The organism is Rhizobium sp. WYCCWR 11152, from assembly GCF_013087615.1.
Lineage (GTDB): Bacteria > Pseudomonadota > Alphaproteobacteria > Rhizobiales > Rhizobiaceae > Rhizobium > Rhizobium indicum.
The window spans coordinates 549,955-564,312 of record NZ_JABFCP010000011.1; the positions used below are offsets into that span (position 1 = coordinate 549,955).

Sequence of the window (14,358 nt, forward strand, 5' to 3'; positions counted from 1 at the left end):
CGATATCCGAACTTTAGCCGCCGCCGATCAAGAAAGTGTAAAGCCGTATGTGGCAGCCGCCGATTTTGCCTGCGTCATAGGGTCTTATTAACGGCGCATGATTTAGGCTGAGCGCGGCTTTCAAGTGTAACGAGTAGAGTCATGGCCCGATCGCGTACCGATAATCTGAATATTGCCGTCCTGCTCCCCTGCTACAATGAAGCGGCGACGATCGGCGCTGTCGTGCAGGGTTTCCGGGCGACGCTGCCCGATGCTGCGATCCACGTCTACGACAACAATTCCACCGACGGCACCGCGCTGCAGGCGATGCTTGCCGGCGCGCATGTCGTGCGCGAGCGGCGTCAGGGCAAGGGCCATGTCGTGCGCCGCATGTTTGCCGATATCGACGCCGACATCTACATCATCGCCGACGGCGACGGCACCTATGCGCCTGAGGATGCCGAGGAACTGGTGCGCACGCTGCTCACCGAGCGCGCCGACATGGTGGTCGGCACCAGGCGCGGTGTGCACGCCGATGCCGGCCGTCAGGGCCATGCGATCGGCAACCGGCTTTTCAACCTGCTCTACCGGATGATCTTCGGCCCCGACTTCACCGATATCTTTTCCGGCTACCGCGCGTTTTCGCGCCGCTTCGTCAAGAGCTTCCCGGCGGTATCAGGCGGCTTCGAGATCGAAACCGAGATGTCCGTGCATGCCTCGCGACTGAAGCTGCCGGTCAGCGAGCTGGAGCTCGACTATGGCCGCCGGCCGGAAGGCTCGCATTCCAAGCTTTCGACATTCCGCGACGGCGCCAAGATCCTCTGGATGTTTGCGATGCTGATGAAGGAAACCCGGCCCTTCGCCTTTTTCAGCGCGATCAGCGCCACCTTCATGCTGGCGAGCCTCGGCTTCATGGCGCCGGTGCTGGCGGAATATTTCGAGACGGGTCTCGTCAGCCGCATGCCGACCTGGGTGCTGTCGACGGCGCTGATGATGATCTCCTTCATGCTGTTCACCGCCGGCGTCATCCTAGATTCCGTTGCGCGCGCCCGCGCCGAACAGCTTCGTATCCATTATATGGGCCTGGAAAGGCCGAGCGCGCTGAAGGCGCCGCTCGGCGACGCAGGGCCGGTATCGCGCATGCGTCCCGGCAAGGCGGATGCAGCATGAGAAAGCTCATCCGCTTCTCCATCGCCGGCGGCATCGGCTTCCTCGTCGATGCCGGCATCCTGTCGGCGCTGCTTGCTCTGACGCCGCTCGGGCCGTTTCTGGCGCGGCTCGTGGCGATCGCCTTCGCCATGGCCGCGACCTGGGCTTTCAACCGGAGCTTCACCTTCAATCGTTCCGGCCGTTCGCTTGCCGCCGAAGGTTTCCGCTACGGCTCGGTCGGGGTGACGGCAGCGCTCGTCAATTACGGGCTCTATTCCGCGCTTCTGCTGTCGCTGCCGGCGCTTCAACCGCTGGCGGCCATGGTGATCGCCAGCGTCGCCTCGATGATCTTCAGCTTCTTCGGCTATTCGCGCTTCGTCTTCCGCGCCGAGTGATCAAACTGCTTCCCAGCCGTCCTTCTCGCTGGCCCGGTAGATCGCGTCGATCACCTTCTGGTTCAGCTTCGAATTTTCGAGCGTGACGATCTCTTCCTTGCCGTTTGTCACCGCCCGGGCGAAGGCCTCGACCTGCCGCCTGTACTGGCGGCTGTCCTGGAAGCGGAAGATGCGCGATTCAGTGTGGCTGCGGTCGGCAAGCTCGATCTCTTCCGGCCCCCAGCGATTGGCGTTGAACGGCGACTTGACCTCGATGTACCCTTCGGTGCCGTGGAAGACCATGACCTGGCGGTTGGCCATCTGCGTCGAGATATAGAAGCTCAGCTCGAAATCGCCGAAATCGGCCTTGACGCTCGAATAGATATCCGTGCCGAAATCCGCATCGCGCTCGGTGATCGCCTGGATCCAGAGCGGCTCCTTGCCGGTGGAAAAACGCGTGCCCATGACGGGATAGACGCCGATATCGGGAAGGCCGCCGCCACCGAGCTCGGGAACGTTGCGCATGTTGGCGGGGTCGCGGTTGAAATAGGTGAAGGCGCCCTGCACATGCCGGAGCGAACCGATGGCGCCCTCGTCGATCAACGAGCGCACCTTCTGCCAGACCGGCGAATAGGTGATCATATAGGCTTCGCTGATCACCACCCGGTTGCGGTCGCGGGCGGCGATCACGTCGTCGATATCGTCTGCCTTCAGCGCCAACGGCTTTTCGCAGAGCACGTGCTTGCCGGCATCCGCCGCCTTGATCGACCATTCGATATGCTGCGAGGTCGGCAGCGGGATGTAGACGGCGTCGATGAGGTCGGAGGCCAGCATCTCCTCGTAGGAGCCGAAGGCATGCGGCACCGAGAAGCGGTCGGCCATCTCCCTTGCGCGTGTCAGATCACGGCTGGCAATCGCCGTGACGACACAATTCTCCGCATCCTGGATCGCCGGAACGACATTGTCGCGGCCGATCTTCGCCGTTGAAATGATACCGAAACGCAGCATGATCCAAGTCTCCCGAATTGATTTCGGCGAACCATATTCAGGCCTTAGCTGCGGCGCAATGGCGCGGCTTGAAATCACGGAAGTTTGCCTTCCCGAATGTGCGGATCGCACTAAGTTGGTCAGGGCGGCGTTCTGCCGTATCCGCGATTTCAATTCCTTCACACTTCTGGAGAGCGTCATGGAAATGCGCCGGCTTGGAAAAACAGGTCTATCGGTCGCGCCGATCGTCATCGGCGGCAATGTCTTCGGCTGGACGGCCGACGAAAAAACATCCTTCGCCATTCTCGACGCCTTCTTCGACGCGGGCCTGAACACGATCGATACGGCCGATGTCTATTCCTCGTGGGTTCCCGGCAACAAGGGCGGCGATTCCGAGGAGATCATCGGGCGCTGGCTAAGCCACGCCAAGGTTTCCCGCGACAAGGCGGTCATCGTCACCAAGGTCGGCTCCGACATGGGACAGGGAAAGACGCTGAAGGAGACCTATATCCTGAAGGCGGTCGAGGATTCGCTGCGCCGGTTGCAGACCGACTATATCGACGTCTATCTCTCGCACTGGCCGGATGCCGATACGCCGCACGAGGAAACGCTCGGCGCCTATGCCAAGCTGAAGCAGCAAGGCAAGATCCGCGCCATCGGCTGCTCGAACTATGATGCGAAACTGCTCCGGGCTTCCTTCGACGCTGCCGAAAAGGCCGGCCTGCCGCGTTATGATGTGTTGCAGCCGGAATATAATCTTTATGAGCGCGCGAGCTTCGAGGGGCCGCTTGCCGATCTCTGCGTCAAAGAAGACATCGGCGTCATCACCTATTTCAGCCTCGCCGCCGGCTTCCTCACCGGCAAATACCGCAGCAAGGCCGATACGCAAGGCCGCGCACGCGAGGGCCGGGTTTCGAAATATCTCGACGACAAAGGCCTGCGCATCCTGGCCGCGCTCGACAGAGTTTCGGCCGAGACCGGTGCCAAGCCGGCGGAAATTTCACTCGCCTGGCTGCTGCGCAAGAAGGGCGTGACGGCGCCGATCGCCAGCGCGACCAGCCTTTCGCAGCTTGAAAGCCTGGCGAAATCGGCGACACTTGCGCTGTCCGACGATGCGATGGCGCTGCTCGACCAAGCCGGTGCCTGAAAGAAAGAGACACCATGACCGTAACGATACGTGATGCCCGCCCCGAGGACGAAGCCTGCTGGCGCGAACTTTGGGCGGCTTACCTCACCTTTTACGACGTCACGGTCGATGCCGATATCACCGATTCCACATGGAGGCGGATCTTCGATCCGGCGTCGGCAATCGCGATGCGCGTCGCCGAAATCGGTGGCCGGATGATGGGCTTTGCGCTTTATCTCACGCATGAGGGCACGTGGATCCGCGGCAGGGACTGCTATCTCGAAGACCTGTTCGTCGATGCCGATGCGCGCGGCAAAGGCCTCGGGCGGGCGCTGATCGACGATCTCATCGCAACCTGCAGAGCCAAGGGCTGGTCGCGGCTCTACTGGCATACGAGCGAGCAGAACAGAACCGCGCGAGCACTCTACGACAGCTATGTCGAAAGCGACGGCCATATCCGCTATCGCATCACCTTCTGAGCACCGCATCAGTTTCTGAGCGGGGGAAACCCTTCGTAAAAGGCGGCGTGATCGCCTTCCCAATTAGCCATACCCGCCTTGGTCAGGATACCGCGCGGACTGATATAGCTCTGGATCACTCGTTTTGGCCGTTCGTGCCACTGGATATTGAAGGCCCAGAGCTTCGGGAAAAAGCAGAGCGAGGCATAAGGCAGGTGGTCGTGAATCCACCAGGCAAGCCGCTGCCAGTCGCTTTCATCGTGGTAGTGGTCGACCATCCACGGCACGGCAATGCAGACGGCTGCACCCATGCAGCCGTCAAAATCCCTCATATCCCAGATGTGATGCGCGGCGGTGGCGGCATTGGTCGAGCAGTTCAGCTTGTTCTCATTGCCGAACCTGTTGACCGCGGGCGAACGATAGCCGGAACGGATATGCAGGCGCCCGAACGTCGCCTCTAGCGGCTCGAGCAATTCCTCGCAAAGCCTCTTGCCCGCTTCGATCGCCAGATCCGGATCCTCGGGGATATTGGGGATGCGATAGAAATCGGCGATTTCGGAATGCAGGAAATCGCGAAGGAAGAAGTTTTGCGAGAGCCGCACGCGGCCGAGATCCTCCAGACCCTTCATCGAATTCGGCTTTCGCATGACGTCATTCTCCTGCGCATCGACGGCAGGAATCATCGTCCGGCACCGATTTCCAGTCCACCCGAAATCGATCGGGAACAATTAGCGCGATCTTCGCTTCTTAATGTGTCGCCGCATTCGCGGTTTTCCCCAGAACAAGGATAGAGAAAATGGCCAAGGAAAAGACGTTGGAAGATCTATTCCACGACACGCTGAAAGACATCTACTTCGCCGAACGGCAAATATTGCGCGCCCTGCCGAAGATGGCGCGCGCCGCTCAATCCCCGGAATTGAAGAAGGGCTTCGAAAAACACCGCGAGGAAACCGAAGCTCAGGTCGAGCGCCTGCAGCAGGTTTTCGAGCTGATCGGCAAACGCGCCCAGGGCAAGACTTGCGAGGCGATCCAGGGCATCATCGCCGAGGGCGAGGAAATCATGGAGGAATTCAAGGGCACGGTGGCTCTCGATGCCGGCCTGATTTCGGCCGCCCAGGCCGTCGAGCATTATGAAATCGCCCGCTACGGCACGCTGAAGACCTGGGCCGCGACGCTCGGCCTCAAGGATGCCGTCCGCCTGCTCGATCAGACGCTGCAGGAGGAAACGGCCACCGACAAGACCCTCTCCCAGCTCGCCACCACGGCGGCAAACCAGAAGGCAAAGGCTGCCTGATGCACACGGCGCCCTAGTAAGAACGGGCGGCCCGGTTCCCATTCCTTACCGGCCGCCCGTATCCTGCTCGCTGTATCTGAAGAAATCGATGAAGGCGCGCAACGCCGGGCGCATCTGTCGCCGGGTGGGATAATAGAGAAACGGCCCGGCATAGGGCGCGCACCAATCTTCCAGCACCCGCACAAGTGTGCCGCCCGCCAGTTCGTCATAGACCCGCATGTCGAACAGATAGGCAAGGCCGGCGCCGTTCAGCGCCGCAAGCAGGGCCAGCCGATCCTCGCTGACGATCAGCGGCCCATCGACCGAAACGACGAGTTCCTGCCCGTTCTTTTCGAATTCCCAGCGATAGATCGAGCCGTTGGTGAAGCGCCGCTTGATACAGCGGTGATGGACGAGATCGCGCGGATGCTCGGGCTTTGGATGACGCTCGAAATATTCGGGCGAAGCGGCGATCACCGTCGTCAGATTGGGCGAGATCCTGACCGCGATCATATCGGCTTCCAGGCTCTCTTCCAGCCGGATGCCGGCATCGAAACCCTCCTTGACGATATCGGTGAAGCCGTCCTCATTGGCGATCTCCAGGGTGATATCGGGATAGAGGTTGAGAAAGTCGCCGAGCCGCGGAGCGAGCAGCAGATCGGAGGCGAAGCGCGGCGCGGTGATACGCAGGTTTCCGGCCGGCTTGGCGCGCGTATCGCGGACGGCCTCCAAGGCAATATCGATCTCCTCGAGTGCGGGACGAAGTCTTTCAAGCAGCAGGCGCCCCTCTTCCGTCGGCGCGACGCTGCGAGTGGTCCGCGCCAGAAGCCGCACCCCCAGACTTTCCTCAAGGCTCGATATCGCATGGCTGATGGCCGAGGGCGCAACGAGGAGTTCCTTCGCCGCCGCCCGGAAGCTGCGATGCTCCGAGACGGCGGCGAGAACGGCGAGTTGCGAGAGCTGTGTTCTGTTCATTGATCGAAATGATAGAACAACCTGTTAGAAACTGCATGTATTTTCTGATTGATAGCGCAGCGATATGGTCTGGCGGTACCGCAACCATCCAGAACAGGATGATTTCAGGCCGGGCGGCCTAAAATCTGAATCCTGTTCTGAATTAAATAGTTAGAGCATGATGTCGTCCGAAAACCGCTCACACTTTTCGGCATCATGCTCTGGCGGCTCAAAATCAGCTCAGAGGAGCACATCATGAAAACCCGGAAACTCGGAAACGATCTGACCGTCTCTGCCGTCGGTCTCGGCTGCATGGGCATGAGCTTTGCCTATGGCGCCAGCGACGATGCGGAATCGATCAAGACACTGCACCGCGCCATCGATCTCGGCGTCACTTTCTTCGATACCGCCGAAGTCTATGGTCCCTTTACCAACGAGGTTCTTCTTGGCAAAGCGCTGAAGCCATTCCGCGACCGCGTGGTGATCGCCACCAAATTCGGCTTCAAGATCGATGCCAGCAAGCCGGGTACTGCCGCCATCGCCGGCGTCGACAGCCGCCCCGAGCATGTACGAGCGGTCGCCGAAGCCTCGCTGAAACGCCTCGGCATCGACACCATCGACCTCTTCTACCAGCACCGGGTCGATCCCAACGTGCCGATCGAAGAGACGGTCGGCGCCATGGCGGAACTGGTGAAGGAAGGCAAAGTCCGGGCGCTCGGGCTTTCGGAAGCCGGCAGCGCCACCATTCGCCGCGCCCATGCGGTCCATCCGATCGCAGCCTTGCAGAGCGAATATTCGCTCTGGACGCGCGATCCCGAAGAGGAGGTGCTTGCCACATGCCGCGAACTCGGCATCGGCTTCGTGCCCTACAGCCCGCTCGGCCGCGGCTTCCTGACCGGAGCGATCCGCAAAGTGGAGGATCTCGACGCGGACGATTTCCGCCGGCAGGTGCCGCGGTTCCAGGCGGAAAATTTCGACGCCAATGCCGCCCTCGTCTCAACGCTCGAGCGGCTTGCCGCCGAGAAGGGCGTGACGGCGGCGCAGCTGGCGCTCGCCTGGGTGTTGAGCCAGGGCGACGACATCGTGCCGATACCGGGCGCCCGCAAGCTTCATCATCTCGAACAGAACGCCGCGGCCGCCGATATCGTGCTCAGCCCCGCGGAACTTGCGAGGCTTGAAGAGGTCATCCCCGCTGGGCAGGTTTCCGGCAAGCGTTATTCGGACGCCTCGCTTGCCATGACGAACATCTGAACCCCTGCCGAAACAAAGAGCGAAAGCCCGGTCGGCCACAACCGGCCGGGCTTGCCTTCGGGGCTGGCGAAACTATCTAAGGCCATCTCGAAGAACGGGATGACAATATGTCGGACAGGCAGGCAGTCGAACAGACGGTTCATCTCTATGTCGAAGGCATGGCCTTCGCCAATGAGGCAGCCTTGAAAAAGGCCTTTCACCCAAAAAGCTCGATCATCGGCCATTACGAAAATGCCGTCGAATGGCTGACGCGGGACGAGTTCATCGCCGCGATCCTGGCGGAGGAGCCGGCGCCGCCCGGCACGCAGCCCTACATGGACATGCAGAGCGTCGATGTCGAGGGCGAAGCGGCAAGCGTCAAGGTCACCGACGACTTTGCCGGCATGCGCTTTACCGATTATCTTTCGCTGTTGAAGATCGACGGCCGCTGGACGATCGTCAGCAAACTCTTCCATCTGCATCGGTGAAAAGACCGGCCGCTTTTCGCGACCGGTTCATTGTTTGACGACGTTGAATGAAGCTCAGCTTCTGAGGACACCGCCGGTGAATTTCGCAACACTGGCGACGATCTTCTGCGTCAGCGCCTCGAAATCCTCGTCCGTCAGCGTGCGCTCGACCGGCTGGATCTGCACCTCGATCGCCACCGACTTCTTGCCGTCGCCAACCGATGCGCCCTCGAAGATATCGAAGACATTGACGCCCGTCACCAGCTTGCGGTCGGCGCCGGTGGCGGCCTTGACGATGGTGCCGGCTTCCACCGTCTTGTCGACGACGAAGGCGAAGTCGCGCCGCACCACCTGGAAGGGTGACAGCTCGAGCGCCGGCTTGGTGCGCGTCGCCTTGCGCCTGGCCTCCGGCATGGCGTCGACATAGACCTCGAAGCCGCAGAGAGCGCCGGAGACATCAAGCGCCTCCAGCGTCAGCGGATGGAATTCGCCGAAATAGCCGAGCACGACCTTCGGCCCCATCTTGATCGTGCCGGAGCGGCCGGGATGATACCATTCCGGTCCACCCTGCTCGATCTGGATATTGCCCATCGGCAGGCCGCAGGCTTCGATGACGGCAAGCGCATCGGCCTTGGCGTCGAAGACGTCGACCGGCTTGCCGCCGCCCTTGGCGGTGTTCGACCAGGCGCGACCGGCGCCGGCAAGCGAGGCCGTGCCGCGGCGAATGCCGCCGGCCACGCGGCGCTGACCGTCAGGCCTGTCGTTCTCATAAGTGCCGGAGACCTCGAAGAGCGCGACGTCGCCGTAACCCTTGTCGGCATTGCGCTGGGCTGCGGTCAGCAGGCCCGGCAGAAGCGACGGGCGCATATCCGACATTTCGGCGGCGATCGGGTTGGCAAGCTTGAGCGTCGGCGAACCGCCGCCGAACAACTTTGCCTGGTCTTCCGGAATGAAGGACCAGGTGACGGCTTCGAGCATGCCGCGCGCGGCGAGCGCCCGCTTAGCGAGGCGGCTGCGGATCTGCAGCGTCGTCAGGATCTTGCCGTTGACGGCCGCATGGCTTTCGAGCGGCGCCGGCTTGATATTGTCGACGCCGTGGATGCGCATGACCTCCTCGACGAGATCGGCCTTGCCATCGACATCCGGGCGCCAGGAGGGAACGGCAACGGAGACGCGCTCGCCGGAACCGGAGACGGTGAAGCCGAGACGTGTCAGAATCGTATTGCTTTCCTCATTCGAAACGTCGAGGCCCGTCAGGCGCTTGACCTCCGAATAGGGGAAATCGACGATCTTCGGTTCGTAACCCTGGTAGCCGACGATCTCGGCCTTGGCGGCCTTGCCGCCGCAAAGTTCCAGCACCAGTTCCGTCGTGCGTTCGAGACCGGGGGCCATATAGTCCGGATCGACGCCGCGTTCGAAGCGGTAGCGGGCATCGGTGATGATGCCGAGGCCGCGGCCTGACTTGGCGATGTTCATCGGGTCCCAGAGAGCGGATTCGATCAGCACGTCGACGGTGTTTTCGTCGCAGCCGGAATGTTCGCCGCCCATGATGCCGCCGATCGACTCGATGCCATTCTCATCGGAGATGACGACGTTGCTCGGCGAGAGCTTGTATTCGCGCTGGTCGAGCGCCAGCACCGTCTCGCCTTCGGCGGCACGGCGGACGGTCAGGTTGCCGTTGATCTTGGCGGCATCGAAGACGTGGATCGGCCGTCCCTGATCGAAGGTCATGTAATTGGTGACATCGACCAGAGCGTTGATGGGGCGCAGGCCGATGGCGATCAGCCGCTGCTGCATCCAGCGCGGGCTCGGGCCGTTCCTGACGCCGCGCACGAGGCGGAGCGCAAAGCCCGGGCAAAGCTTCGGATCATCGAGATCGAGCGTCAGCTTCACCGGCGTCTCACCTTCGACGACGAAGGACGGTGCGGGCCGCGTCTTCAGCGCGCCGAGACCGGAGGCGGCGAGATCGCGGGCGATGCCGTGGATCGAGGTGCAGTCCGGCCGGTTGGGCGTCAGGTTGATCTCGATGACCGGGTCATCGAGATGCGCATAGGCGGCATAACTCTGACCGACCGGCGCATCCTCGGGCAGATCGATGATGCCGTCGTGACTGTCGGAAATCTCAAGCTCCTTTTCGGAGCACATCATGCCGTGGCTTTCGACACCGCGGATATTGCCGACGGCGAGCGTCACGTCGATACCGGGAACATAGGTTCCGGGCGCTGCGAAGGCGCCAACAAGACCGGCGCGCGCATTCGGGGCGCCGCAGACGACCTGGACGGGCGCGCCGGAACCGGTATCGACCATCAGCACCTTCAGGCGATCGGCCTGCGGATGTTTTTCGGCCGAGAGGACCCTGGCGATGACGAAGGGCTTGAAGGCCGCCTTGTCGTCGACGTCCTCGACCTCCAGCCCGATCTCGGTGAGGCGCGTGCAGATTTCATCGAGGCCGGCATCCGTTTCCAGATGCTCTTTCAGCCAGGAGAGCGTGAATTTCATCGTCCCAATTCTCCGTTCAAGCGCTGAGGCCGCCGAACAGCGTCGGCATGTCGAGCGGGCGGAAGCCGTAATGCGTCATCCAGCGGACGTCGGCGTTGAAGAAGTCGCGCAGGTCGGGCATGCCGTATTTCAGCATGGCGATGCGATCGAGGCCCATGCCCCAGGCAAAACCCTGATATTCGTCCGGATCGAGCCCGCCGTAACGCAGCACGTTCGGATGGACCATGCCGCAGCCGAGGATCTCCATCCAGTCGGTACCCTCGCCGAACTTGACGATCGGGCCGGAGCGGTCGCACTGGATATCGACCTCGAAAGAGGGCTCGGTGAAGGGGAAGAAGGACGGGCGGAAACGCATCGTCACGCTGTCGACCTCGAAGAAGGTCTTGCAGAATTCTTCCAGCACCCAGCGGAGGTTGGCGACATTGGCCTTCTTGTCGACAACCAGGCCCTCGACCTGATGGAACATCGGCGAATGGGTGGCGTCCGAGTCCTGGCGGTAGGTCTTGCCGGGAATGATGATGCGGATCGGCGGTGTCTGCGCCTCCATGGTGCGCACCTGCACCGGCGAGGTGTGGGTGCGCAGCACCTTGCGCTCACCATTCTCATCCGGGTTGAAGAAGAAGGTGTCGTGCATCTCGCGGGCCGGATGGCCTTCGGGGAAATTCAGCGCGGTGAAATTGTAATAATCGGTCTCGATGTCGGGACCTTCAGCGATCGAGAAGCCCATGTCGGCGAAGATCGCGGTGATCTCGTCGACGATCTGGCTAATCGGATGGATACGGCCGCGCTCGGCCGGCGAAGAGCGCACCGGCAGGCTGACATCGACCGTCTCGGCCTTCAGCCGCGCATTGATCGCCGCTTGCCTAAGCGTCGCCTTGCGGGTGGTAAGCGCCTCGGTCACCGCGTTCTTCAGAACGTTGATCGCCGCGCCCTTGCTCTGGCGCTCTTCCGGCGTCATGGCGCCGAGCGTCTTCAACAGTTCTGAGACAGAGCCCTTCTTGCCAAGGGCGGAAACGCGCACGGCTTCGAGCGCCGTCTCGTCATCGGCGGCGGCGATTTCGGCGAGCAGCGATGTGTTGAGCTGGTCGATATCTGACATTGTCACTTCTTTCCGTCCAGTATCAGGCGGGCGATCGGGAGGCGGGCGGCGCCGACCGGCGCCAGGAATATAAAGAAAGAAAAACCCGCGCTAGCCCAAACCAGCGCGGGTTTCCCAAAATCATAAATTCAAAAGCTTGGGAAGCGCTGGTTACTTGACCGCGCCTTCAAACTCGTTCGCCGTGCCGGCTTCCTTGAGGTATTCAAGAGCCTTCTTGGCAGCGCTGACCAGCGCGCCGAATGCTTCCGGCTCGTGGATCGCCATGTCGGAGAGAACCTTGCGGTCGACTTCGATGCCAGCCTTGTTCAGGCCGTCGATGAAGCGGCCGTAGGTCAGGCCGAATTCACGCACAGCGGCGTTGATACGCTGGATCCAAAGCGCACGGAAGTTGCGCTTGTTGACCTTGCGGTCGCGGTAGGCGTACTGCTTCGAACGATCGACAGCAGCCTTGGCGGTACGGATGGTGTTCTTGCGGCGGCCGTAAAAGCCCTTTGCGGCCTTCAGAACCTTCTTGTGCTTGGCGTGAGAGGTGACGCCTCTTTTTACACGTGCCATATCATGATCTCCTTAAATCTAGCGTTCGCGGACGAGTCTCAGAGACCGTTCGGCAGGTAATTCTTGATAACCTTGCGGCCATCCGGTTCTGCGAGAACCATGGTGCCACGTGCATCGCGAATGAACTTGTTGGAACGCTTGATCATGCCATGGCGCTTGCCGGCAGCGGCAGCCTTGACCTTGCCTGACGCGGTGATCTTGAACCGCTTCTTGGCCGAGGACTTCGTCTTCATCTTGGGCATTTTGCTACTCCTTCTGTCCTCCCTGCGCGCTTTATCAAAAAGCCCTTCCCGCGAAGTCCGGTTCTCCGGCCATCGCAACAAGGTGCGGGAGCGTTTGTTGTTGATCTGCGGCATCGGCGACGAACCGTTCCGCAAGCATTCGAAACTGCCACGGCATGCCCTGCCGGTCAGTTCGGACGCGCGCTTATAACCGCGGCGTCATGAAAGTGCAACGGGGCGGCGGAGGAATCTTCGCGCATCCCAAAATACACCGGCCCAAAGCAGAATGGCAGAAAGCACAAAAGCCGCCCTTGCGGACGGCCTTGGGCGAAAAACTGCCTGGCGCTTATTTCGGCGCCAGCACCATCATCATCTGGCGGCCTTCGAGCTTGGGTTCAGCTTCGACCTTGGCGAACTCGATCGTATCGGCCTTGACCTGCTGCAGAAGCTTCATGCCGAGTTCCTGGTGGGCCATTTCACGACCGCGGAACTTCAGCGTCACCTTGACCTTGTCGCCTTCGTCGAAGAAGCGACCCATCGCCTTCATCTTCACCTCATAATCATGGGTGTCGATGTTCGGGCGCATCTTGATTTCTTTGACTTCGACGATCTTCTGCTTCTTGCGCGCCTCGGCAGCCTTCTTCTGGTTAGCATATTTCAGCTTGCCCAGATCGAGGATCTTGCACACCGGCGGTTCGACATTGGGGGAAATTTCGACGAGATCGAGGCCGGCTTCTTCCGCCATTTTCAAAGCCTGGTCGGTGGGCACGATGCCGACATTCTGTCCGTCAGCTCCGATCAGCTGAACTTTGGGAATGCGGATTTCACGGTTCGAGCGCGGTCCGTCCTTCACGGGCGCATCGGTTTTAAAAGGTCTGCGAATGGTCGTATTCTCCTCGCGTTGTTTTCGGAACGTTGCAGCATCGCGCTCCCGATTAGGGGCACAAACGTGTCGCGTCATCGCTGCAACGGAGTCAATATCATCCTTTAGCGGAAAAATCACCCGCTGTCAGCCTGCCAAGAATCTGTTTTATAGGCCAAAACAACAGGAGTTTCGCCGATGTCCGATCAGATGCCCGATTCCGCACCGCAGTTCCTGACGGTCGGCGAGGGCGAAGCGGCGCGTGAGATCGCCATGCTCGTCCGCCCGGCGCAAGCCGGCAATGGCGCGCTGGCGCTTGTCTGGCTGTCCGGCTACCGCTCCGACATGGGCGGCACCAAGGCGGTGGAACTCGATGGGCTGGCGGCGGAACTTGGGCTCGCCTGCATCCGCTTCGACTATTCCGGCCACGGACTTTCCGGCGGCAGCTTCGGCGACGGCACGATCTCGCGCTGGCTGGAGGAGGCGCTGGCCGTCATCCGTCATGTCGCCCCCGATCGGGTGATCCTCGTCGGCTCGTCGATGGGCGGCTGGATCGCGCTCAGGCTGGCGCAGGAGCTTGCGGGACGGGGCGGTCCGAAGCTCGAAGGCCCAAAACTCGCAGGCATGGTGCTGATCGCGCCCGCCCCCGACTTCACCTCGGAGCTGATCGAGCCGAACCTCAAGGCCAAGGAGCGCAAATCGCTGGCCGAGCGCGGCTATTTCGAAGAGCGTTCGCAATACAGCCCGGAACCCAACATCTATACGCGGGCGCTGATCGAGGACGGCCGAAAGAACCGGGTGCTCGACGGCATCATCGAAACCGGCTGCCCGGTGCACATTCTCCAGGGCATGAAAGACGCCGACGTGCCGCATGCGCATGCGATGAAACTGGTCGAACATCTTCCCGCCGACGACGTGGTGCTGACCTTCGTCCGCGACGGCGACCATCGCCTTTCGCGCCCCGGCGATATCGCTCTTCTCCTGAGTGCCGTCAAAGGCATCATCCGTTCATCAACAAATAGGCAGATGCCCACTAGAACGGCAGAGGCGGATAAATTCGCCTGATGCAGGTCCCCAACCCGTTGCATTTTAACCATGTCGGCGAGTCGTAAGGTCCCCCCAAGA

Annotated in this window: 16 protein-coding genes; 8 read left to right on the forward strand and 8 right to left on the reverse strand. The window is 61.3% G+C overall.

Going from position 1 to position 14,358, the window contains the following annotated elements; genetic code table 11:
• The first annotated feature begins 141 nt into the window (after positions 1–141).
• Both G9X67_RS24300 and G9X67_RS24305 read left to right on the forward strand, forming a co-directional pair.
• Complete coding sequence (locus G9X67_RS24300) at positions 142–1,149, forward strand: glycosyltransferase (RefSeq protein WP_171599880.1); 1,008 nt, start codon at positions 142–144, stop codon at positions 1,147–1,149.
• Positions 1,146–1,523, forward strand: coding sequence for a GtrA family protein (locus tag G9X67_RS24305; RefSeq protein ID WP_171599881.1), 378 nt, complete (start codon positions 1,146–1,148; stop codon positions 1,521–1,523). Before G9X67_RS24300 ends, G9X67_RS24305 begins: the two co-directional genes overlap by 4 nt.
• Here G9X67_RS24305 and G9X67_RS24310 read toward each other — a convergent pair whose 3' ends face one another.
• Positions 1,524–2,510, reverse strand: a complete 987-nt coding sequence (locus G9X67_RS24310) for a Gfo/Idh/MocA family oxidoreductase (RefSeq protein ID WP_171599882.1) — start codon at positions 2,508–2,510, stop codon at positions 1,524–1,526.
• Positions 2,511–2,688: 178 nt separating this feature from the next.
• Here G9X67_RS24310 and G9X67_RS24315 point away from each other — a divergent pair, with 178 nt between their 5' ends.
• Together G9X67_RS24315 and G9X67_RS24320 are read left to right on the forward strand one after the other, a co-directional pair.
• A complete protein-coding gene (locus tag G9X67_RS24315) occupies positions 2,689–3,636 on the forward strand; it encodes an aldo/keto reductase (protein WP_138388417.1) in 948 nt (315 codons plus the stop codon).
• A 14-nt stretch (positions 3,637–3,650) separates the two neighbouring features.
• Positions 3,651–4,094 (forward strand): GNAT family N-acetyltransferase, encoded by a 444-nt coding sequence (locus tag G9X67_RS24320; RefSeq protein ID WP_171599883.1) that lies wholly within the window; start codon positions 3,651–3,653, stop codon positions 4,092–4,094.
• An 8-nt stretch (positions 4,095–4,102) separates the two neighbouring features.
• On the opposite strand, the gene G9X67_RS24325 is transcribed toward G9X67_RS24320, so the two are convergent.
• Positions 4,103–4,756: a hypothetical protein gene (locus G9X67_RS24325; protein ID WP_171599884.1), complete on the reverse strand. Its 654-nt coding sequence runs from the start codon at positions 4,754–4,756 to the stop codon at positions 4,103–4,105.
• 113 nt (positions 4,757–4,869) lie between these two features.
• On the opposite strand from G9X67_RS24325, the gene G9X67_RS24330 reads away from it, so the two are divergent.
• A complete protein-coding gene (locus tag G9X67_RS24330) occupies positions 4,870–5,367 on the forward strand; it encodes a ferritin-like domain-containing protein (RefSeq protein ID WP_072639965.1) in 498 nt (165 codons plus the stop codon).
• A 45-nt stretch (positions 5,368–5,412) separates the two neighbouring features.
• On the opposite strand, the gene G9X67_RS24335 is transcribed toward G9X67_RS24330, so the two are convergent.
• Complete coding sequence (locus tag G9X67_RS24335) at positions 5,413–6,321, reverse strand: LysR family transcriptional regulator (protein WP_138332199.1); 909 nt, start codon at positions 6,319–6,321, stop codon at positions 5,413–5,415.
• 234 nt (positions 6,322–6,555) lie between these two features.
• Here G9X67_RS24335 and G9X67_RS24340 point away from each other — a divergent pair, with 234 nt between their 5' ends.
• Both G9X67_RS24340 and G9X67_RS24345 read left to right on the forward strand, forming a co-directional pair.
• Entirely contained in the window at positions 6,556–7,551 is a 996-nt protein-coding gene (locus tag G9X67_RS24340; RefSeq protein WP_138332198.1) for an aldo/keto reductase, read from the forward strand.
• A gap of 107 nt (positions 7,552–7,658) precedes the next feature.
• The gene (locus G9X67_RS24345; protein WP_171599885.1) at positions 7,659–8,018 is read left to right on the forward strand and encodes a nuclear transport factor 2 family protein; all 360 of its coding nucleotides are present in this window, start codon (positions 7,659–7,661) and stop codon (positions 8,016–8,018) included.
• Positions 8,019–8,072: 54 nt separating this feature from the next.
• Here G9X67_RS24345 and pheT read toward each other — a convergent pair whose 3' ends face one another.
• From pheT to infC, 5 genes are all read right to left on the reverse strand, one after another.
• The gene (gene pheT / locus G9X67_RS24350; protein WP_171599886.1) at positions 8,073–10,496 is read right to left on the reverse strand and encodes a phenylalanine--tRNA ligase subunit beta; all 2,424 of its coding nucleotides are present in this window, start codon (positions 10,494–10,496) and stop codon (positions 8,073–8,075) included.
• A 16-nt stretch (positions 10,497–10,512) separates the two neighbouring features.
• On the reverse strand, positions 10,513–11,595 hold the full coding sequence (gene pheS, locus G9X67_RS24355; RefSeq protein ID WP_138332195.1) for a phenylalanine--tRNA ligase subunit alpha: 1,083 nt from the start codon (positions 11,593–11,595) through the stop codon (positions 10,513–10,515).
• A gap of 150 nt (positions 11,596–11,745) precedes the next feature.
• Positions 11,746–12,150 (reverse strand): 50S ribosomal protein L20, encoded by a 405-nt coding sequence (rplT, locus tag G9X67_RS24360; RefSeq protein ID WP_003544622.1) that lies wholly within the window; start codon positions 12,148–12,150, stop codon positions 11,746–11,748.
• 38 nt (positions 12,151–12,188) lie between these two features.
• Positions 12,189–12,392, reverse strand: a complete 204-nt coding sequence (rpmI, locus tag G9X67_RS24365) for a 50S ribosomal protein L35 (RefSeq protein WP_012759782.1) — start codon at positions 12,390–12,392, stop codon at positions 12,189–12,191.
• Between the two features lie 325 nt (positions 12,393–12,717).
• Positions 12,718–13,254 carry a translation initiation factor IF-3 gene (infC, locus tag G9X67_RS24370; RefSeq protein ID WP_072640862.1) on the reverse strand — a complete coding sequence of 179 codons (537 nt, stop codon included), beginning with the start codon at positions 13,252–13,254 and terminating at the stop codon, positions 12,718–12,720.
• A 177-nt stretch (positions 13,255–13,431) separates the two neighbouring features.
• Here infC and G9X67_RS24375 point away from each other — a divergent pair, with 177 nt between their 5' ends.
• Positions 13,432–14,298, forward strand: coding sequence for an alpha/beta hydrolase (locus G9X67_RS24375; RefSeq protein ID WP_171599887.1), 867 nt, complete (start codon positions 13,432–13,434; stop codon positions 14,296–14,298).
• Positions 14,299–14,358 lie beyond the last annotated feature (60 nt).